Origin of the sequence: Clavibacter sp. (assembly GCF_014802555.1) — a bacterium.
GTDB lineage: Bacteria > Actinomycetota > Actinomycetes > Actinomycetales > Microbacteriaceae > Clavibacter > Clavibacter sepedonicus.
This window is the reverse complement of sequence record NZ_JAAVCB010000091.1, coordinates 1-20,393: the sequence shown is the minus strand read 5'-3', so window position 1 is coordinate 20,393 and position 20,393 is coordinate 1. Positions and strand designations below refer to the sequence as shown.

Annotated in this window: 14 protein-coding genes and 1 pseudogene; 6 read left to right on the top strand and 9 right to left on the bottom strand. The window is 73.2% G+C overall.

What is annotated here, in order from left to right; all coding sequences use genetic code 11:
- A partial coding sequence (locus tag HDR73_RS10370) for an alpha-amylase family glycosyl hydrolase (RefSeq protein WP_287136433.1) occupies positions 1–876 on the top strand: 876 nt, incomplete at its 5' end.
- Positions 877–916: 40 nt separating this feature from the next.
- The gene (locus tag HDR73_RS10365) at positions 917–1,420 is read left to right on the top strand and encodes a hypothetical protein (RefSeq protein ID WP_012298025.1); all 504 of its coding nucleotides are present in this window, start codon (positions 917–919) and stop codon (positions 1,418–1,420) included.
- 25 nt (positions 1,421–1,445) lie between these two features.
- On the opposite strand, the gene HDR73_RS10360 is transcribed toward HDR73_RS10365, so the two are convergent.
- The gene (locus HDR73_RS10360; protein ID WP_012298026.1) at positions 1,446–2,303 is read right to left on the bottom strand and encodes a LysR substrate-binding domain-containing protein; all 858 of its coding nucleotides are present in this window, start codon (positions 2,301–2,303) and stop codon (positions 1,446–1,448) included.
- A 156-nt stretch (positions 2,304–2,459) separates the two neighbouring features.
- Between HDR73_RS10360 and HDR73_RS10355 the strand changes: the two genes are divergently transcribed.
- Positions 2,460–3,926 carry an MFS transporter gene (locus HDR73_RS10355; protein ID WP_012298027.1) on the top strand — a complete coding sequence of 489 codons (1,467 nt, stop codon included), beginning with the start codon at positions 2,460–2,462 and terminating at the stop codon, positions 3,924–3,926.
- On the opposite strand, the gene HDR73_RS10350 is transcribed toward HDR73_RS10355, so the two are convergent.
- A complete protein-coding gene (locus HDR73_RS10350) occupies positions 3,835–4,866 on the bottom strand; it encodes an aldo/keto reductase (RefSeq protein WP_012298028.1) in 1,032 nt (343 codons plus the stop codon). The genes HDR73_RS10355 and HDR73_RS10350 overlap by 92 nt on opposite strands.
- 128 nt (positions 4,867–4,994) lie before the next feature.
- On the opposite strand from HDR73_RS10350, the gene HDR73_RS10345 reads away from it, so the two are divergent.
- A complete protein-coding gene (locus HDR73_RS10345) occupies positions 4,995–5,678 on the top strand; it encodes a metal-dependent transcriptional regulator (protein ID WP_012298029.1) in 684 nt (227 codons plus the stop codon).
- A 37-nt stretch (positions 5,679–5,715) separates the two neighbouring features.
- Here HDR73_RS10345 and HDR73_RS10340 read toward each other — a convergent pair whose 3' ends face one another.
- From HDR73_RS10340 to HDR73_RS10330, 3 genes are all read right to left on the bottom strand, one after another.
- A complete protein-coding gene (locus tag HDR73_RS10340; protein ID WP_012298030.1) occupies positions 5,716–6,966 on the bottom strand; it encodes an Nramp family divalent metal transporter in 1,251 nt (416 codons plus the stop codon).
- A gap of 212 nt (positions 6,967–7,178) precedes the next feature.
- Positions 7,179–8,108 (bottom strand): Cof-type HAD-IIB family hydrolase, encoded by a 930-nt coding sequence (locus HDR73_RS10335; protein ID WP_012298031.1) that lies wholly within the window; start codon positions 8,106–8,108, stop codon positions 7,179–7,181.
- A 143-nt stretch (positions 8,109–8,251) separates the two neighbouring features.
- The gene (locus tag HDR73_RS10330) at positions 8,252–9,565 is read right to left on the bottom strand and encodes an MFS transporter (protein WP_012298032.1); all 1,314 of its coding nucleotides are present in this window, start codon (positions 9,563–9,565) and stop codon (positions 8,252–8,254) included.
- Between the two features lie 77 nt (positions 9,566–9,642).
- Between HDR73_RS10330 and purU the strand changes: the two genes are divergently transcribed.
- On the top strand, positions 9,643–10,515 hold the full coding sequence (purU, locus tag HDR73_RS10325) for a formyltetrahydrofolate deformylase (RefSeq protein ID WP_041464346.1): 873 nt from the start codon (positions 9,643–9,645) through the stop codon (positions 10,513–10,515).
- A gap of 102 nt (positions 10,516–10,617) precedes the next feature.
- Here purU and HDR73_RS10320 read toward each other — a convergent pair whose 3' ends face one another.
- The 3 genes from HDR73_RS10320 to HDR73_RS10310 form a co-directional block, all read right to left on the bottom strand.
- Positions 10,618–14,235, bottom strand: a complete 3,618-nt coding sequence (locus tag HDR73_RS10320) for a S8 family serine peptidase (protein WP_012298034.1) — start codon at positions 14,233–14,235, stop codon at positions 10,618–10,620.
- A 310-nt stretch (positions 14,236–14,545) separates the two neighbouring features.
- Positions 14,546–18,145, bottom strand: a complete 3,600-nt coding sequence (locus HDR73_RS10315) for a S8 family serine peptidase (RefSeq protein WP_012298035.1) — start codon at positions 18,143–18,145, stop codon at positions 14,546–14,548.
- Positions 18,146–18,390: 245 nt separating this feature from the next.
- A complete protein-coding gene (locus HDR73_RS10310) occupies positions 18,391–19,605 on the bottom strand; it encodes an NADP-dependent isocitrate dehydrogenase (RefSeq protein ID WP_012298036.1) in 1,215 nt (404 codons plus the stop codon).
- A gap of 223 nt (positions 19,606–19,828) precedes the next feature.
- Here HDR73_RS10310 and HDR73_RS10305 point away from each other — a divergent pair, with 223 nt between their 5' ends.
- Complete coding sequence (locus HDR73_RS10305) at positions 19,829–20,281, top strand: GNAT family N-acetyltransferase (RefSeq protein WP_012298037.1); 453 nt, start codon at positions 19,829–19,831, stop codon at positions 20,279–20,281.
- Between the two features lie 10 nt (positions 20,282–20,291).
- Here HDR73_RS10305 and HDR73_RS10300 read toward each other — a convergent pair.
- Positions 20,292–20,393: pseudogene (locus HDR73_RS10300) on the bottom strand (IS481 family transposase); the annotation flags it as partial.

Genomic DNA, 20,393 nt, shown 5'->3' with positions numbered 1-20,393 from the left:
CTCCTCGACGGCGACGCCGTGCGCCTCGCCGACGACCCCGCGCTCACCGCGCTCGTCTGGGAGGCGCTCGCCACCCGGTCCGCCGCGCCGCTCTCCCGCGCCCTCGTGCGCCGCGGCGACGTGCCGGCCGGATCCGCCCGCACCGCGCGCGTCCGCAGCCACGACGCCCTCCGCTTCGCCTTCGACGACGACGACGCGCGCGCCCTCGGCATCGACCCCGACGAGCACCGCCGCTTCCTCGCCGACTACCACGTGGGCCGGTTCCCCGGCAGCCACGCCCGCGGCATCTGGCACCCGGACGGCGCGGTCGCCGGCACCACCGCCTCCCTCGCGGGCCTCGAGCAGGACGACCCGGGCGCGGTCGAGCGGATCCTGCTGGCCCACTCCATCGCCCTCAGCACCGGCGGCCTCCCGCTCCTCGTGCTCGGCGACGAGGTCGGCCAGCTCAACGACTACGGCTACGACGACGTCCCCGCGCACGCCGACGACAGCAGGTGGGTGAACCGCCCGCTCTACCCGTTCGAGCGCTACGACCAGCGCGACGACCGCACCACGAGCACGGGCGTCATCCACGCGGGCGTCCGCCGGCTCCTCGCGGTACGCCGTGCCACGCCCGCGCTCGGCGGCACGCGCGTCGTCGGCTTCGACGCGAACGACCCGCACGTGCTCGGCTACCAGCGCCCGCACGACGACGGCACGGTCCTCGTGCTCGCGAACCTCGGCGACGAGCCGGCGACGGTGTCCGCGGAGACGCTGGGGGGATTCGCGGAGCACGCCGTCGACCTCGTGCGCGACGAGCGGCTCCGCCTCACGAAGGGCGTCGTGCTCAGCCCGCGCACGTTCGTCTGGCTCCAGGCGGCTCACGACCTCGCGTGACACACTCACGGTCACAGGCGGGTCGGCACGGAGGAACGGCATGAGCGACGAGGGACGAGGGACGCACGAGCCCCCGGAGGGCGCACGCGCCGCATCCGGGTTCGCCTGGCCCATGTGGGTCAACATCGGCTGGATCGCCCTCGGCGCCTGGCATGTGCTCGCGCCGGTCAACGACGCGTCCGGCTGGCTCGGCATGTTCCAGATCGCCGTGGGCGCGTTCGGCATCATCGCCTCGCGCCGCCGCGCACGACGGCTCGCCGAGGCGGAGGCCGCAGCGCTGCCGCTCGAGGAGGCCACCCGCGTGCCCGCCGACGTGGACGAGGAGCGCGCCCGGCTCGACGAGGCCGCCGCCGCGCACGCGGAGATGGACGCCCGGCTCCGCGCGCTCGCGATGCAGCTCGAGCAGCCCGGCGACCCGACCGCGGATCCCGACAAGCCCGAGCCCCCGCACCAGCCCACCGGGCGAGGTCGCGGTCGGGGCCGCAAGGGCCGGGCGCGCGAGGCCTGGCCGGACGACGACCTGCCGCCCGTCGCTCGCTGGTAGCGCGGCCCGCTGGCAGCCCGGGCCGTCAGCTCGCGCGCGTCACCCCGCGCGACATGATCGCCGACGTCAGCGCCTCGATCGACGCGCGCGGTCCCGCCGGGTTGTCCATCAGCACGTAGTCCACCTCGTCGAGCTCGGGCAGGCCGAGACGCGAGGTCACCTTCACGAGGTCGGTCGGGATGAGCGCCTGCGGCAGCACCGCGACGCCCATGCCCGCGCGCACCGCCGCGAGCACGCCGTTCACGTCGCGCGTGCTGCACGTGATCCGCCAGGTGCGGCCCGCCCGCTCGAGCGCGTCCATCGCCATCTGCCTGCTGATGCTCGGCGCGCGGTACGCGATGAGCGGCACGGTCGCGCCCGCCTCGACGAGCGTGCGCTCGAGGCCCACCCACACCATCCGGTCGCGGCCGACGAGCCGGGCGGACGGCTGCTCGTCGACCGTGGTCTTGGTGAGGATCAGGTCGAGCTGGCCCGCGAGCAGCCGCCGGTGCAGCGGCCCGCTCTGCGTCACCGTGAGCTCCAGCTCGATCTGCGGGTGCAGCTGCCGGAAGTGGCGGAGGATCCGCGGCAGCTGCGTGATGGCGAGGTCGTCCGCGGTGCCGAAGCGCAGACGGCCGCTCACCTCGGATCCGCCGAAGTAGCTCTCCGCCGCCCGGTGCGCCGCGAGGATCGTGCGCGCGAAGCCGGCCATCGCGTCCCCCGCGTCGGTGAGGCGCATCGCCCGGGTGTCGCGCGCGATGAGCGTGCGGTCGACGGCCCGCTCGAGCCGGCGCACCTGCTGGCTCACGGTCGGCTGGCTGATGCCGAGCCGCGCGGCCGCCTGCGTGAAGCTGCGGGTGTCGGCGACGGCGAGGAACGTCGCGAGCAGGGTCGGGTCGAGCACGGCGCCTCCCGGCCATTCGAGAACGTGATGGCACTCATCATGTCGAGACGGGATCCGAATGGGAAGCCCGCGGGTAGCGTCGGTCGCGGCTCGACGCCGAGCCGCATCCATGCAGAACCGACGCCACACATACGCAACCGCCACCGCAGGAACACCGTGACCCCGCCGAACGCCTTCCCCCCGACCGCCCCGCTCCCGACCCAGACCCAGCGCCCGCCGTGGCGCCACACGCTCATCGCCCTGAGCGTGCCGAACTTCCGTCGGTTCACGGCCTCCAACGTCATCGCCATGACCTCCGGCTGGATGCAGCGCATCGCCCAGGACTGGCTCGTGCTGGAGCTCACCGGCAGCGTCACGGCGGTCGGCATCACGGTCGCGATGCAGTTCGCGCCGATGCTGCTCTTCGGCCTGCTCGGCGGCGTCATCGTCGACCGGTGCTCGAAGCGCATGCTGATGATGATTACGCAGGGCACCTACGCGCTCCTCAGCGCGCTGCTCGCCGTGCTCACGCTGTCGGGCGCGGTGGAGGCGTGGCACATCTTCGCCATCGCGTTCGCGACGGGGCTCGTGACCGTGATCGACAACCCGGCGCGGCAGGTGTTCGTCACCGAGATCGTGGGGCAGAAGCACCTCAGGAACGCCATCAGCGTGAACTCGTCCGTGTTCCAGCTCGGCGGCATGGTGGGGCCCGCGCTCAGCGGGATCCTGCTGCTCGCGGTCGGCGCCGGCTGGTCGTTCGCGATCAACGCGCTCGCGTGCGTCGTGGTGGTGCTCACGTTGTGGAGCCTGAAGACCCGCGACCTGACCCGCATCCCGCCCGCCCCGCGCCGCCGCGGCCAGCTCGCGGAGGGGCTCCGCTACGCGCGCTCGAAGCCGACCATCCTCTGGCCCGTCGTGCTGGTCGCCGTCTTCAGCGTCTTCGGCCTCACGATGCCCGTGCTCCTCGCCGCCTTCGCGAGCCAGGTGTACGACGTGGGCGCGGGCGGCTACGGCTTCTTCAACTCGATGGTCGCGATCGGTGCGCTCACGGGCGCGCTGCTCTCGACGCGCCGCGCGACCGTGCGGCTGCGGACCATCGTGGTGGGCGTCGGGATCATGGGCCTGCTGCAGGCGGCCGCGGGGCTCATGCCCGGGATCGCGCCGTTCGCCGCCGTGCTCGTCACGGTCGGCATGGCGTCGCTGCTGTTCCAGACGGCGGCGAACTCGCTCGTGCAGCTCTCCAGCAACGTGGCCATCCGCGGGCGGGTGATGAGCGTCTATGTGCTCGTGCTGCTCGGCGGCCAGGCCGTCGGCGGGCCGCTCATGGGCGGGATCGTCGAGGCCTGGGGCGTGCACGTCGGCATGGTCCTCTCCGGCGGGGTGCCGGCGCTGGCCGCCGCGGTCGTGGCCGTGATCCTCGCCCGCCGCGGCCAGCTGACCCTCGAGGTCGTGGTGCGCCGGCACGTGCCGCGCGTGCGGATCACGCCCCGGGCACCGGGTGCCGGCCGTCCCCGCGTCGCCGGAGCTGACGAGGGGACGACCGGCGGCGGGCTCAGCCGCGCACGTCGATCGCGCGGTGGCGCTGCTGCACGCCGGCCGGGCCGTACGGGTAGTCGGACACCACGGGTGCGCTCACCGCGCTGAGCGACGCGATCTCGTCGGCCGTGAGCTCCAGGTCGGCCGATGCCATGTTGTCCTCGAGCTGCTCGACCGTGCGGGCGCCGAGGATCACGCTGGTCACCGCCGGCTGCGCCTCGAGCCAGGCGAGCGAGACGCGGGCAGAGCTCGATCCGTGCGCCTCGGCGATGCGGCGCACCTCGTCGAGGATCGCCCACGTGCGCTCCTGGCCGTTCCGCGGCGTGAACGCCTCCATGCCCCGCTCCGGGTCCTCGCCGAGGCGGGTCGCGCCGGTGGGCGTCTCGTCGCGGCGGTACTTGCCGGTGAGCCAGCCGCCCGCGAGCGGCGACCAGGGCAGCAGCCCGATGCCCGCATCCCGCAACGCCGGCACGATCTCCGACTCGATCTCGCGCACCGGCAGCGAGTACTGCGGCTGCAGCGTGACGGGCGGCGTGTACCCGAGCGCCTTCGCGAGCCCGACGGCCTTCGTCAGCTGCCAGCCGAGATAGTTCGAGAAGCCGTAGTACGAGATCTTGCCGGCGCGCACGGCGTCGTCGAGGAAGCGCAGGGTCTCCTCGAGCGGGGTCACGGCGTCCCACGCGTGCATCTGGTACAGGTCGATCGTGTCGACGCCGAGGCGGCGCAGCGAGTCGTCGAGCGCGCGCGTCATGTGGCGGCGCGAGGTGCCGACGTCGTTGTTGCCCTGCCCCATCGGGAAGCGGCCCTTCGTCGCGACGACGAGCTGGTCGGCCTCGGCGGGGTGCGCCTTCAACCAGCGGCCGACGATCTCCTCCGAGACGCCCGACGTGTAGACGTCCGCGGTGTCGATGAACGTGCCGCCTCCCGCGACGTACGCCTCGAGGATGCGCCCCGAGGTCTCCTCGTCGGCCTCCGCGCCGAAGGTCATGGTGCCGAGCGCGTAGGTCGACACGATCGCGCCGCTGTTGCCGAGTGTGCGGTACTGCATGTGGTTCCTCCATCGGATCCGCCGCGGGCGTCCCTGCCCGCGGTCCCGTCCAGCATGCACCGCGGGGCCGGGCGCGGCCGGGCGGCATCGGCCGCGGTGCGCGCGGGGCCGCTCGGTACCATGGCGGCATGTCCGTCGACGAGCTCTCCAGCGCCGCGCAGGACTACCTCAAGCTCATCTGGTCCGCCACCGAGTGGACCGACCAGCCGATGACCGTGAGCCGGCTCGCCGAGCGGCTCGGGATCCGGCCCGCCACCGCATCCGACGGCATCCGCCGCCTCACGGCGCAGGGCCTCGTGGAGCACCGGCCGTACGGCAGCATCGAGCTGACGGAGGACGGCCGCCGGCACGCGATCCAGATGGTGCGCCGCCACCGGCTGCTCGAGACGTTCCTCGTGGACGTGCTCGGCTACGGCTGGGACGAGGTGCACGACGAGGCCGAGGTGCTCGAGCACGCCGTGTCCGACGACTTCGTGGCGCGCATCGACGCGCACCTCGGGCACCCCTCGCGGGATCCGCACGGCGACCCCATCCCCTCGGCCGACGGCGAGCCGCACCTGCCGGTCGCGACCGTGCTGGCGGACGCGGTCGCCGACCGGCCCATGCGCGTGCGGCGGATCTCCGACGAGGACCCGCGCCTGCTGCGCGAGCTCGCCGAGCACGGCATCGGGCTCGACGCGACGCTCGTGCGCGAGGCCGCGGACACCGGCTCGCGCGACGCGGCCGCCATGGTCGTGACGGTCGACGGATCCGCGCGCCGCCCGCTCACCGCCGCCGCCGCGTCCGCCGTCTGGGTCTCCGAGGCCGGCTGACCCGGCCGTCCCGGCCGACCCGGCCGACCCGCGCGCGTCAGCCCGTGAAGGTGAGCACCACGAGCGCGACGTTCAGCACCACCACGAGCGACACCGCGACCCACGCCGCGATGCGCGTCAGCGGCCGGTCGACGTGTGCGCCCATCACGCGGCGGTCGCCCGTCAGGCGGATGAGGGGCACGAGCGCGAACGGGATCCCGAGGCTCAGCACGACCTGGCTGACCACGAGCGCGGTGGTCGGGTCGACGCCGATCGCGAGGATCGCGAGGGCCGGGATCAGCGTCACCACGCGCCGGGCGAGCAGCGGCACCCGGACGTGCAGCAGGCCGCCCATGATCGCCGCGCCCGCGTAGGCGCCGACCGACGTCGACGCGAGGCCGGACGCGAGCAGCCCGACCGCGAACACGACGCCGACGACCGGCCCGAGAGACGCAGTGATGGCCGCGTGCGCGCCCTCGATCGAGTCGGTGCCGGGCACGCCGCCGAGGCTCGCCGCCGCGATGAGGAGCATGGAGATGTTGACGGCGCCGGCCACGGCGAGCGCCGTGACCACGTCCCAGCGCGTCGCGCGGAGCAGGCGACGGAGGACGCCGTCGTCGGTCTGGACGCCGTGCCGGTCGCGGCTGAGCGACGAGTGCAGGTAGACGGCGTGGGGCATGACGGTCGCGCCGAGCATGCTCGCGGCGAGCAGCACGCTGTCCGGCCCGTCGAAGCGCGGCACGAGCCCGCCCGCGATGCCGGATCCCGACAGCGGGCTCACCACGAGGCCCGTGAGGAAGCCGACCGTGATCACGAGGAGCAGCGCGCCGATCACGAGCTCGAACGGCCGCTGCCCGTGCCGCGACTGCACCGCGAGGAGGCCGATGGAGACGAGGCCGACGATCACGCCGCCCGCGACGAGCGGGATCCTGAACAGCAGGTGCAGCGCGATGGCGCCGCCGATGACCTCCGCGAGGTCGGTGGCCGCGGCGATGAGCTCCGCCTGCACCCAGAACGCGCGGCGCCGCTGCGTCGGCAGCCGCTGGCCGAGGAGCTCCGGGAGGCTGCGGCCCGTGACGAGCCCGAGCTTCGCCGACTGGTACTGCACGAGCACGGCGATGAGGTTCGCGGCCACGAGCACCCACACCAGCAGGTAGCCGTAGCGCGCGCCCGCGGTGAGGTTGGCGGCGACGTTGCCGGGATCCACGTACGCGATGGCCGCGACGAACGCGGGCCCGAGCAAGAGGACGAGCCGCGGGCCCGTGACGGGCCGGCGCGCGCGGCGACGCTCGGGGGCGGTGCGGGTCATGGCGGCCTCTCCGTCGAAGTGTTAGCCGAGGCTAACATCCGTTCGCGCACACGCGGAAGAGCCCGTCCGGATGCGGACGGGCCCTCGGGCGGAGCGGCGGGCGCGACGGGCGCAGCTGCGGCGGGCAGCGCGGGAGGCGCGGGAAGCGCGGGAAGCGCGAGCCGTGCTGGAGGCGCCGGCAGCGCGGCGAGGGCAGCGGGCAGCCGCGGGGATCAGCTCGCGGAGCGCCCCGGCGCCAGGAACGCGGAGTCGTCATCGGTCTCGCCGCGCACGATGCGCACCCACTGGGCGAGGAGCGCGGCTCCCGCCTCGTCGTGGATGAGGTCGCCCGCCGTGAGCACGTCGTACGGCGTCGCGGGGATCCCGTCGGCCGGCCGCACGTCGACGTGCGCGACCTCGTGGCCGTTCTCGTGCAGCCAGCGCGCCATCGCGTAGTCGGTGCGCGAGTCGCCGACCGTGCGCCAGCGCAGCGGGAGCGGACCGCTGTCGGCGAGCAGCTCCAGGGCGCGCTCGGCGCCGAGGTCCTTGCCGAGGCGGATCGACTCGATGTCGGTCGAGATGATCGTGGGATCCACGCGCACCTGCACGTTCCCGTCCGCGTCGGGCACCTCGACGCCCTCGAGCACCGAGCCGAGCCCATGAGAAGTGAGCATCTCGACCGCGCGCGCGTCCAGCTCGGGCTGCACCCGGAGGTAGTCGTCCGAGGAGACGCTCGTGAGCTGCTCGAGTGAGACCATCGCGTGCTTGGTGGCGTCGAAGAACATCCAGTCGGCGAAGCGCTCGGCGACGAGACGCTCCATGTCGCGCATGTACGCCTCGGGCAGCGCGAGCGCCCGATCCACGTGCACCTCCCCCGCGCCCTCGGGCGTGATCGAGAACCACGACGCGCCCTTCTCGCACACGGCGTGCACGCGCGCGCCCGCGGGGAGGCCGGCGGCCAGCAGCGGGCCCAGGACCTGCTCGCGGATGAAGGCGTCCGAGCGGCCCGTGTTGAAGACGATCGGCACGCCCGCGGCGGCGAGCTCGACGAGATCGGTCGCGATGCTCGGGATCGCGAGGGTGCGGGTGATCGGGCTGGCGATGGGGCCGTCGACGTCGAGGAGGAGGCCGAGGGGCGCGGGGGTCGTGGTCACGGCATCCATCCTCCCGCAGGCATCAGGCACCCCGGTGCGACTGGGGACTCCGCCGGCCTCCCGCAGGCACCAGGCACCCCGGTGCGACTGGGGACTCCGACGGCCTCCCGCAGGCTCGAGGCACCCCGATGTGACTGGGGACGCGTCGGCGGTCAGCCGGCGGCGCGCGCGGAGGCGGCGCGGGCGCGGACGGCCCGGCCCGCGGATCCCACGACGAGCACGACCGACACCGCCATCACCGCGAGGAACGCCCCCGGCAGCGACGCGATGCCGAGCCCGTCGAGCAGCGCGCCGCCCACGAGCGCCCCGCCGCCGATGCCGACGTTGAACGCCGTCGTGTAGAAGGAGCTGGCCGTGTCGCGGAACGACGGGTGCGCGGCGTGCAGCATGCGCGTCTGGAGCAGGGTCGGGATGGCGCCGAACGCCAGGCCCCAGAGCAGGAAGCCGGGGATCGCGACCGCCCAGAGCCCCGGGACCAGCGCGAGCGAGCTGACCCCGAGCGCCGCCGCCGCGAGGCCCGCCAGGACGCCGAGCTGCGGGCGGCTCGAGAACAGGGTGCCCGCGAGGAGCAGCCCGACCGCGCCGGCGATCCCGTAGCCGAAGAGCATGGCGCTGAGCTGCTGCTCGGGGATCCCCATCACGCGCGTGACGAACGGGTCGACGTACGTGTAGAAGCCGTACTGGCCGATCATGATGACCATCGCCGTGAGGCACACGAACAGCACGCCGCCGAGACCCTGCCCGGCCATGCGCTGCCGGAACCCGACGCGGCCGGTCGCCGACGCGGCCGCGGGCGCCTCCCGCTCGGGCCGCCCGACCGCCGGCAGGAACCGCCACACCAGCACGATCCCCAGGAGCGTGAGCACGCCGATCCCCGCGAACGCCGCCCGCCAGCCGAACGCCTGCCCGGCCGCGGTGCCGACCGGCACGCCGAGCACGAACGCGAGGCTGCCGCCGCCGACCGTGAGCGCGACCGCCCGGCCGATGAGCGCGGGCGGGACGAGGTGCGCCGAGTATGCGCCGACGACCGCCCAGAACAGGCCGTGCGCGAGGCCACCGAGCACGCGCGTCGCGGTGACGAGCTCGAAGGTGGGCGCGAGCGCGGTGAGGAGGTTGCTCGTCGCGAAGACCGCGAGCACCGCGAGCAGCAGCGCGTGCCGCGGGACCCGGCGGGTGAGGGCCGCGAGCGGCGCGCTGGAGACGACCACCGCGACCGCGAACACGGAGACGAGGAGGCCGACGCGCGACTCCTCGACGCCGAGGTCGCCGCTCATCTCGCTGAGGAGGCCGGTGGGCAGCATCTCGCTCGTGACGCTGAGGAACACGCACGCGGCGAGCGTGAGGATCCCGACCCAGGGAAAGCGGAACGACGGGTCGACGCCGGGCGGCGGACGGCGACGCCCGGAGCGCTCCGAGCGCTCGGCGCGCTCGAGGTCGGGCAGGAAGATGGGGGAGGTGTTCGTCATGTGGACCTGAGGGACGTGACGGCGGGAGGGCTCCCGGGGCCGGCGGGATCCGCGCAGCCAGGCAATAGCCTAGACGGATGACCGATCAGGCCACCCCCGCGCGACCGCCGCACCGCGTCCTCGTCTTCTCCTGCGACGACCGCCCGGGCATCGTGCACGCCATCGCGGGCGCGATCGTCGAGGCGGGCGGCGACATCACCGAGTCGCAGCAGTTCTCGAGCGCCGACACGGGCCGGTTCTTCATGCGCCTGCAGATCCAGAGCGCGGCCGACGACGACCGGCTGGCCGACGTGCTGGCCGCCGTGGTCGAGCGGTACGACGCGACCTGGCACCTCGACGAGGTGGGCCGGCCGCTGCGCACGCTCGTGCTGGGATCCACCGCCGAGCACTGCGTCAACGACCTGCTGTTTCGGCAGCGCGCGGGCCAGCTGCCCGTCGAGATCCCGCTCGTGCTCAGCAACCACGGGAAGCTCGCCGACCTTGCGGGCTTCTACGGCGTGCCGTTCGAGCACGTGCCCGTCACCGACGAGGCCTCGAAGCAGGCGTTCGAGGAGCGCGTGATCCGCGCGGTCGAGGAGCACGACATCGAGCTGGTGGTGCTCGCGCGCTACATGCAGATCCTCTCCCCCGGGCTGTGCGCCCGGCTCAGCGGTCGGATCATCAACATCCACCACTCCTTCCTCCCCGGCTTCAAGGGCGCGAACCCCTACAAGCAGGCGCACGCGCGCGGCGTGAAGCTCATCGGCGCGACCGCGCACTTCGTCACGAGCGACCTCGACGAGGGCCCGATCGTGGAGCAGAACGTCGTGCGGGTCGACCACTCGCGCAGCGCCCGCGAGCTCATGGCCATCGGGCAGGACGAGGAGTCGCGCACCCTCACGCAGGCCGTCCGCTGGTTCGCGGAGCACCGCGTGCTGCTCGACGGCGCGCGGACGATCATCTTCCGCTGACGCGGGCGGCACGGGCGGCGCGGGCGGCGCCGGACACGCCACGAGGGGGCGGGCGCCTCGCGGCACCCGCCCCCTCGGCGGTCACTCCGGGTCAGCCGCGGATCAGCGGCTCACGTAGAGGTACTTCGGCGCGCTGGTCTTCGCCGCGTTCGCCGTGTCGCCCGCGTACGTCGCGGTGACCGCGTAGCGGCCCTTCGCGTACGACGGCAGCTCGACGCGGCCGGTGCCGGATGCATCCAGCGCGACCTCGTACGAGTCCGACCCCACCTTGACCGTGACGGTGCCCGTGGGTGCCGCCTTCGCGGTGCTGTCGACCTTGACCGTGACGACGGCCTTCTGCGCGCTCGTCAGCACGGGCGGCTTGACGCTCACCGTCACGGTGCTGGCCAGCTTGATCACGACGGCCTCGCTGGTCGCGGTCCCCGAGGGTCCCGTCGCCGGCTTCGCCGTCACGACGACCGTGATCGACTTGCCCGCGACCGACGGCGAGACCTTGTAGGTCGCGCGCGTCTGGCCGGCGAGCGCCTTGCCGTCCGCGTACCACTGGTACGAGTACTTGAGGCCCTCCTGGTCCCACGTGCCGGGCGTCGCCGTGAGCGTCTGGCCCGCGACGGGCGTGCCGGAGATCACGGGCGGCGCGGTCGCCGTCGGCGCCGGGATCGCACCCGACTCGATGCGCACGTACGTCGACGACTCGGTGCCGGAGTAGGCGACCCGACCGAGGTAGGCGGTCTCAGGCGCGAGCCCGCTCCACGAGGCCGTGTAGGTGACCGGTCGGCTCTGCACCGCGTCGAGCGGGTTCGGGGACACCGTGAAGGCGCCCTCGTCCGTCGACTCGGACAGGTCGAACTGCGTGAGGGTGAAGTCCTGCGTCTTCTGCCCCGCGGGCACCGAGAAGACCGATACGACCACGACGTAGTCACCGGCCTCCGGGGTCTCGATGGTCACGGACTCGTCGGCGGACTCGGTCGCCGAGTCGAACTGCTCGACCGGCTTCCCGCCCTCGAGGCGGAACACCGAGAGGTCGAGGTCCGCCTTGTCGTCGGCCGAGTCGAGGTCGATCCGGGTCGCGATCTGGCCGGCGGGCACGGTGGTCGCGTACTGCAGCTCCGCCTTCGCCGGCCCCGTACCCGAGATGGGCGGCGACGCGTCGTCCGGGTTGGCGTACACGCGGCCGGCGGTCAGGCCCTCCGCGGTCAGCGCGATCGGCCCGGTGGTGCCGGGCGTGACCGTCACGTCGACGGATCCCCTGATCCCCTTCCCCTGCACCTCGTCCGGCGCGGCGATGGAGACCGGGTTCACCGCGATCGGGCTGCGCACCGTGGTGCCGCCGTCCGTCCAGGTGAGGGATCCGGTGGCGTACGCGTCGATGTCCGCCGTGGTGCGCGTGAACGACACCTCGTACGACTTCGTCTGGCCCGCCTCCGTGAACTCGAGCGTCTTCGGGGTCACCTCGGCGCTGACGCCCGCGAGGCCCTGCACGCTCGCCGTGTAGGTGCCGGCGCGCGTGGAGGTGACCTCGCGCGTCACGGTCTCGGAGCCCGTGAGGGCGCCGATGGCGATGCTCGCCAGGTTGAGCTCCGACGGGTCGACCGGGTCGATGCCCGAGGCGTACCCGGTGGCCGCGAGGTACGCGAGCCAGTCGGCGCGGTCGTTCAGGTACAGCAGGCCCGGGTCGAGGTACCGGCGCGCGTCGACGTGGCCGGCGCCCTGGGTGAAGGGATCCGTGACCTTGCCGCCGTCCTCGTCCAGCGTGTCGTAGGCGGTGGTCATCATCGCCGACTTGATCTCGGCGGGCGTCGCCTTCGGGTGCTCGCCGAGGTACAGGAGCGCGAGGCTGGCGACGTGCGGGGCCGCCATCGACGTGCCGGAGAGGAGCGCGAGGGTCGGCTCCTCGCCCTCGGCGTTGTTCGTCGCCGCGATGATCGAGACGCCGGGCGCCGTGACGTCGGGCTTCAGGATGTCGCTGCCGTCCGCGAGCACCGGGCCGCGCGAGCTGAAGCCCGCGACCTGGGGCGTCGGGGCGGAGACGCCCGTCGTGTTGTCGGGCACCAGCGTGACGGTCGCGCCGGGCGTCGCCGCGTAGGCGGAGACGGCCGCGTAGACGTCCGCGTCGAGGTGGACGGTCGGCACGGAGTGCGTGTCGGCGTCGATCGAGTTCGGCGTCGGGTTGACGAGCACCATGCCGATGCCGCCCGCGCGCTCGACCTCGGCCGACTTCGCGACCCGGTCGATCGTGCCGCGCTCGCACAGGACGATCTTCCCCGCGGTCTTCGCGGGGTCGAGCACGCCGGGCCCGCAGAGGGCCGGCGTGGTGGCGCCGGCCACGGCGACGGACGCCGCTGTGACGAAGTCGCCCGTGACCGGCTCGGTGACCGTGATGGACGAGCCCGCGAAGGCCTGCCCGTCGCCGAGCTTCGCGGTGGCCTCGAAGTTGCCCGCGACCGTGCTCGCGGCGACCGTGGTGATCCACGGCGACGCGTTGTCGAGCGTGGAGGCGCCGGGGCCGGAGTTGCCCGCGGAGGCGGAGACGAAGATGCCCGCGCTGGCCGCGCCGAGGAACGCCCTGTCGGTCGCGGAGAACGTGGTCGCCGCCGAGCCGCCGCCGATGGAGTAGTTGATGACGTCGACGCCGTCCGCCGTCGCCTGCTCGATGGCGGCGATGAGGTCGGCACCCGCGCAGCCGTCGTCCGTCTTCACGGCCGGGTCGGGACCGGACCAGCAGACCTTGTAGGCCGCGATCTTGGAGGCGGGCGCGACACCCGAGATCTCCCCGAGGTCCTTGCCGTCGATGGTCGCCGTCACGCCGGCCTCGCCGGCGGCCGTGGATGCGGTGTGCGATCCGTGCCCCTCGCCGTCGCGCGGGGAGTCGTACTCGCCCGTCGCCGCGGTGCCGATGTTCTCCTGGCCGAAGCCCGTCACGTAGTAGCGCGCGCCCACGATCTTCGTGGAGCAGTCGGCCGCCGTGAACTGCTCGCCGGTCTGGCACGTGCCCCGGAAGGTGGTGCCGTCGCCCTTGGCGTACGCGATCGCGGATCCGTCGCGGTACGGCTCGGCGCCCGCGGTCGTGCCGAGCGGCTCGCCCACGAAGGCGGGGTTCTCGGGCGCGATGCCCGTGTCGATGACGCCGATGACGGCGCCCTCGCCCGCCTCCTCCTGGCCGCCCGTCTTCGCCCACACGCCGTCGGGGCCCGTGAGCCCGAGGAAGTCGGCCGCGGGGGTGGACGTGGGGTGGTAGAGCCGTTCGGGCTCGACGGAGGCGACCGCCCGGTCGCCGGAGAGCTTCGACGCCTGCTCGGCCGTGAGGTCGGCGGAGAAGCCGTTGACCGTGAGGGAGTAGGAGTACTCGATGTCGGCGCCGACGCTGGCGGCCACATCCTCCTGCCGATCCTCGAGGTAGTCGGTGTACGCGACGACCGGGCCGGCCTTCGCGTCGAGCTGGGCGCCCGAGCGGGCCTCGGTCGCGGGGAGCCCGTCGACGCCGCCCCGGTAGGTCGCGGCGGCGTCGTCCGCGAGGGTCACGATGTAGCGGCCGTCCTCGAGCGCCGATGCGGGCGTCGCGACGGTCGGGGCCGGGGCCGCCATGGCCCCTGCTGCTCCGAACGTGACGAGGCCGGCGGCGACGAGGGCGGTGGCGGCGACGGAGGCCGTCGCCCTGCGCAGGGATGGTGCGCGGTCGGACTCCGGGCGGAGCCGGGGAGAGCGTGGGATCACGAACACGTCCTTCGAATGGGTACGAGTGGTCCGCGCGCACCCCTTGCGACACGCGCGAATCCTCAACATACCCCGGGTATTCGCCCTGAGACCGGTCGGTTGTTACCGCCGTGTAACAGTTGCCGCTGGCGGTACGAGTCCCGCAGTGACGGCGATCCGGACCCGACCGAGCACCGCCGACCCCGCGGCGCCATCACCTGCCGCACGGCCGCCTTCCAGGCTCCACCGCCCCCTCCCGTATAGGGAGCACGTGCCGCACGCACGACGGAGGGCGGGTGCCGTCCGGAACCCGCCCTCCGCTCGCCTCGCGCGACGATCAGCGTACGAGGATCCTCTGCGCGCGGCTCGTGCCCCCGCCGACGAGGTTGTCGCCCACGTAGGAGGCCTGCACCGTGCGGGTGCCCGGGGCGACGCCCGTGATGTCCGCGCAGCCCGTGCCGGAGCCGTCGAGGGGCACATCGTGCTCCGCGCCGTCCACGGTCACCCGCACCACCCCGGTGGCCGCCTGCTTCGCGGCCGACGTCACCGACACCTGCACGTGCACGGTGCCGCTCGCCGTGCCCCGCGGTCGCGTCGCCTGCAGGTGCACCGTCGCCGCGTCACGTGCCGTGACGGTCGGGCTCGTGGCGACGCCCGTCTGCCCGTCGGATGCAGTGGCCGTCACCCGGACGGCGAGCGCCGTGCCCGCCACCGCGGAGGTCACGCGGAACGTGGATCCCGTCGCCCCGGCGATCGGCGTGCCGTTCGACAGCCACTGCGTGGCGAGCGTCACGCCCTGCGGCGCCCACGCGCCCGTCGACGCCGTGAGCGTCCGCCCGACGTCCGGCGTGCCGGTGATGGCGGGAGCCGTGGTCGCGGTGGGAGCCGCGGAGGCCGCGGGAGTGGAGACGTCCACGATCGTGGTCGCGGCGGTCCCGCCGTAGCTCACGAGCCCGACGTACGAGTTGCCGGCCGCGAGACCCGACCAGGAGGCCGTGTACGTGGCCTTCTTCCCCGCGGTGACGGGGAGCTGGGCCGGCGAGACCTGGAAGGATCCCTCCCCGCCCGTGCCCTGCACGTCGTACCGCGTGAGGTCGTAGCCGACGCTCGTCGCCGAGCCGGCGAGCGTCGACGCCTGCACGGTGACGATGTACTTGCCTGCCTCCGGCGCCGGCACGACGATGCGCTCCGACAGCGAGGACGTCTGCTGCAGGCTGATGAGCTTCCGGTCGTCATCGTCCTTGCCCACCTTCTCGAGCGCCAGCAGGAAGTCGGATGCCCCGTCGACCGGTGCCACGTCGAGGACCAGCGCCTCCTCACCCGCCTTCACCGTGATCTCGGCCCCGTCGGCGTCGGTGGCGGTGACGCTGCCGGAGTGGCCGGGGTGGCCGGAGTCTCCGTCGCTCAGCAGCTCGCCGCGCGCGGCCCCGGCGGTCGTGAGCGGGATCCGGCCGGTGATGCCCGCGTCGACCGACACGTCGACCTTCCCGCTCGTGCCGGTGCCGTCGACAGAGGCCGGGGCGACGACCGCGGTGGGCCGCACCGCGATGGGGCTGCGGACGGTGCCGGCGGATCCGGTCCACGTGAGCGAACCGGTCGACCACGCGTCGGACGGCGCACCGCGCTTCGCGGTGATGCGCACCTGGAAGGACTTCGTCTGGCCCGGAGCCGTGAACGTCAGGCGCGCGGGCGTGACCTTCACGTCAGCCTGGGGCACGCCCTGCACGGACGCCGTCCACGTGCCCGCGGTCAGCGACGTCACGGTGCGCGTGACGGTCGTGGATCCGAGGAGCTTCCCCACGCCGATGCTCGGCAGGTTCAGCTGGGACGGGGCCACCGGCGCCACCGGGTTCGGCAATTCGAGGCCCGTGGCTGCGGCGTAGGCGGCCCAGTCCTTCGCGCCGCTGGGGTAGAAGAGGCCGGGCTGCAGGAACCGGTCCGGCGCGATCTGCCCCGCTCCCTGGGCGAACGGATCCGTGGCGGGCTCGCCCTTCGCATCGACCGTGTCGGTCGCGGTCGTCATGAGCGCCGACTTGACCTCGGCCGGCGACGCCTTCGGGTGGACGCCGAGGTAGACGAGTGCGAATCCGGCGATGTGCGGCGAGGCCATGGACGTTCCCGAATCCGCGGCGAAGTCGGGCTTACCGCCCTTGTCGCTGACCGCGGCGAGGATCCCCACGCCCGGAGCAGTGATGTCGGGCTTGATGGTGTCGCCGCCGTCGACCGCCTCCGCAGCACCACGGGAGCTGAAGCCCGCGACCTGGGGCGCGGGTCGGGTGACGCCCGTCGTGTTGCCGTTCGTGAGGGTCGCCGTGGCACCGGCCTTCGCCGCGTAGTCGACGATCGTCTGCCGGGAGTCGACATCGAGGTGCACCGTCGGGACGGAGTGCGCGTCGAGGTCCTCGGAGTCCGGCTTCACGTTCGTGAGGACCATGCCGATGCCACCCGCGCGCTCCACCTCGGCGCTCTTGTCGATGCGGGCCGACACACCGCGGTCGCACTGCACGATGCGGCCGCGCACCTTGTCCGGATCCAGCGTCCCGTCCCCGCACAGCTCGGGGGACGCGGCTCCCGCCACCCCGGAATCCGCCGCGCGCACGAGCGGGCCCGACACGGTCGATCCCACGGTCACGGACGCGCCGCTGAAGCTCGCGCCGTCGCCGAGAGTGACCGTCCCGGAGTAGTTGTCCGGGACGCTGCTGGCCGCGACGGTGGTGATCCACGGCTCCGTGTTCGAGACCGTCCCGGCATCGGGGCCGCTGTTGCCGCCTGCCGCCGCGACGAAGATGCCGGCGTCCGCGGCGCCGAGCAGGGCGCGCTGGAACGTGTCCTCCGCCTTCCCCGCGCCACCGAGCGACATGTTGATCACGTCGACGCCGTCGGACGTGGCCTGCTCGATCCCGGCGACGATGTCCGACGTCGCGCAGCCGTCGTCGGTCTCCACCTCCGGGTCGGGCCCGCTCCAGCACACCTTGTAGGCCGCGATCCTCGCCGCGGGGGCGATGCCGGCGATGGCTTCCTGGACCGCGCCCGTGGTCGCCGTCACGCCCGCGTCGCCCGCGGCCGTGCTCGTGGTGTGGCTCCCGTGTCCAGCGGTGTCGAGCGGGGAGACCTTCTCCTGCGGCCCGATCGGGCTTCCCGTCGCGGCCCAGCCGGCCTCGAAGGCGCGCGCGCCCACGATCTTGGTGGAGCAGTCGTCGGCGGTGAACCCGTCGCCCGTCTGGCACGTCCCGTGGAAGACGGTGCCGTCGCCCTTGCGGAAGTCGATGCGGGATCCGTCGAGGTACGGATCCGCCCCGGGCGTGGAGCCGAGCGGCTTCCCCGCGAAGGAGGGGTTGTCCGGGGCGATGCCGGTGTCGAGGACGCCGATCACCGTGCCCTTGCCGGCCGCGTCGACTCCGCCCGCCTTCGACCAGAGGCCGTGGTCGCCCTCGAGCCCGAGGAAGCGCGAATCCGGCGTGGACGTGGTGTGGAGGGCCTGGTCGGGCTCCACGCTCAGCACGTCGCGATCGTGGCTGAGCTCCTGGACCTGCGCAGCCGTCAGCTTGGCCGAGAAGCCGTTCACGGTGAGGGAGTACCGGTTGGTCGGCGTGACGCCCGCCGCGTCCGCGGCCGAGTCCTGACGCTGGGTGAGGTGGTCGGAGTAGCGCTGCACGGCGTCCGACTGCGCGTCGAGCCGCGCGCCCGGCTCGACCCGCGTGGGGGCCAGCCCGTCGAGGGTGCCGTCGTACGCGGAGGCGGGCTGATCCCGCAGTGTCACGAGGTAGTTGCCGTCCCCGGCGCCGACGGGGACGGCCGCGGTCGGAGTGTCGGCCGCGCTGGCCGTCGTGGTGCCGGCCGCGACGAGCGCGAACGCGAGGGCGCAGGCCGCGAGCGGACGGCCCGCGCGCAGGCGCCGCCTCCGGTCCGGCATGAGCGGGTCTCGATGGATGGGCATGGCTGTTCCCCCCTGTCGCCGGCATCGACCGGCTCGTGGATCCGCGGAGCCCGAGACGCGCGGTGCGCGTGAGCCCCCGTCGCGGAGTCGCGTCGTCGACGCGATGGGGAGAACCGTAGGGAGGAACCGACGGCGCGCGTCGGCCCCCTGCACACGTGAGGCTCACGGGAGCATGCGAGAGCCCCGCCCCGGAACGGGGGCGGGGCCCTCCGGCGTGCGGCGGCGTCGGATCGACGCCCGCGGGATCAGGCCAGGCGCGTCTGCAGGTTCTCCGCCAGCGACGCGAGGAACTCCTCGGTCGTCTGGTACGGCTGATCCGGGCCGACGAGGAGCGCGAGGTCCTTCGTCATCTTGCCGCTCTCGACCGTCGTGATGACGACGTCCTCGAGGGTGTCCGCGAACGTCTTCAGCGCGTCGTTGCCGTCGAGCTTGGCGCGGTGCGCGAGGCCCCGGGTCCAGGCGTAGATCGACGCGATGGGGTTCGTCGAGGTGGGCTTGCCCTGCTGGTGCTGGCGGTAGTGGCGCGTGACGGTCCCGTGCGCGGCCTCCGCCTCGACGACCTTGCCGTCGGGCGTGGTGAGCACGCTGGTCATGAGGCCGAGCGAGCCGAAGCCCTGCGCGACGGTGTCGGACTGGACGTCGCCGTCGTAGTTCTTGCAGGCCCAGACGTAGCCGCCCTCCCACTTGAGCGAGGCGGCGACCATGTCGTCGATGAGGCGGTGCTCGTAGGTGAGGCCCGCAGCGGCGAACTGCTCCGCGTACTCGGCCTCGAAGACCTCCTGGAACAGGTCCTTGAAGCGGCCGTCGTAGGCCTTGAGGATCGTGTTCTTGGTGGAGAGGTAGACCGGGTAGTTGCGGGCGAGGCCGTAGGACAGCGAGGCGCGCGCGAAGTCGCGGATCGAGTCGTCGAGGTTGTACATGCCCATCGCGACGCCGGATCCGGGGCTCTGGAACACCTCGAACTGCTGCGGCTCGGAGCCGTCCTTGGGCGTGAAGGTCATCGTGAGCGTGCCCTCGCCCTCGAAGCGGAAGTCGGTGGCGCGGTACTGGTCGCCGAACGCGTGGCGGCCGACGATGATCGGCTTGTTCCAGCCGGGCACGAGGCGCGGGATGTTGCTGATGATGATGGGCTCGCGGAAGATCGTGCCGCCCAGGATGTTGCGGATGGTGCCGTTCGGCGAGCGCCACATCTTCTTCAGGCCGAACTCCTCGACGCGCGCCTCGTCGGGCGTGATCGTGGCGCACTTGACGCCGACGCCGTGCTTCTTGATGGCGTTCGCCGCGTCGATCGTGATCTGGTCGTCGGTCTCGTCGCGCTTCTCGATGCCCAGGTCGTAGTACTCGAGGTCGATGTCGAGGTACGGGTGGATGAGCGTGTCCTTGATGGACTGCCAGATGATGCGCGTCATCTCGTCGCCGTCGAGCTCGACGACGGTCCCCTCTACCTTGATCTTCTCCACGAAGTCCTCCTCATGCTCGTCGGTCGCCTCCGTGCGCGTCTCCGTCGGCGCGCGCCGGGTCCGGCTCGTCGCCGGTGGATCCGTGGGCCAGCCTACCCGGCGGCCCCTGTCTCTCGACATCGAGACATCGGCGGGTCCGGCCCCGCTCCGCGCTCCCGACGCCGCCCCGGCGCGCGGCCCGCGGCACCTGGTCCGACGGAGGCCCGCCCGATACCCTGTGGCCATGAGCGACATGACACTCGAAGAGCTGAGCGCCCGGACGATCGTGGCGGCCAACACGCTGACGCTCAAGCCGGGGCAGGAGGCCTTCGTCGCCCCCGTGTCACACTCCATCGCCGAGGCCTACGTCAACCCCACCACCGCGTGGCCGAGGGTGGTCATGGAGGACGGCGAGGTCGTCGGCTTCATCATGGGCAACTTCGATCCCGAGGCCCACGAGGAGATCTTCCGCAGCTGCATCTGGCGCATCAACGTCGACGCCGACGCGCAGGGCCACGGCGTCGGCCGGTTCGCGGTCCTCGCGCTCGCGGACGAGGCGCGCTCGCGCGGCTTCGACCGGCTCACCGTCGTGTGGGAACCCGGTGAGGACGGCCCCGAGGAGTTCTTCACCCACGTCGGCTTCGAGGTCATCGGCGAGACGCAGTACGGCGAGGCCATCGGCGCGCTGGCGCTCTAGCTGTACTGGGTCATGACGTTGGTGACACTCGGGCCGCGGGCGTGAGCCCGTGGCTTGAGTGGATTCGTTCAGTGTTGTAGTGCTCGATGAAGGGGTCAAGCGCGTCGGCGCG

What these genes read in the sequence shown, in the direction of transcription:
- HDR73_RS10365 (WP_012298025.1), top strand. Translation starts at nt 917, where the DNA reads ATGAGCGACGAGGGACGAGGGACGCACGAGCCCCCGGAGGGCGCACGC.
- HDR73_RS10350 (WP_012298028.1), bottom strand. Translation starts at nt 4,866, where the DNA reads ATGCAGTACCGCACACTCGGCAACAGCGGCGCGATCGTGTCGACCTAC.
- HDR73_RS10345 (WP_012298029.1), top strand. Translation starts at nt 4,995, where the DNA reads ATGTCCGTCGACGAGCTCTCCAGCGCCGCGCAGGACTACCTCAAGCTC.
- HDR73_RS10340 (WP_012298030.1), bottom strand. Translation starts at nt 6,966, where the DNA reads ATGACCCGCACCGCCCCCGAGCGTCGCCGCGCGCGCCGGCCCGTCACG.
- HDR73_RS10335 (WP_012298031.1), bottom strand. Translation starts at nt 8,108, where the DNA reads ATGGATGCCGTGACCACGACCCCCGCGCCCCTCGGCCTCCTCCTCGAC.
- HDR73_RS10330 (WP_012298032.1), bottom strand. Translation starts at nt 9,565, where the DNA reads ATGACGAACACCTCCCCCATCTTCCTGCCCGACCTCGAGCGCGCCGAG.
- purU (WP_041464346.1), top strand. Translation starts at nt 9,643, where the DNA reads ATGACCGATCAGGCCACCCCCGCGCGACCGCCGCACCGCGTCCTCGTC.
- HDR73_RS10315 (WP_012298035.1), bottom strand. Translation starts at nt 18,145, where the DNA reads ATGCCCATCCATCGAGACCCGCTCATGCCGGACCGGAGGCGGCGCCTG.
- HDR73_RS10305 (WP_012298037.1), top strand. Translation starts at nt 19,829, where the DNA reads ATGAGCGACATGACACTCGAAGAGCTGAGCGCCCGGACGATCGTGGCG.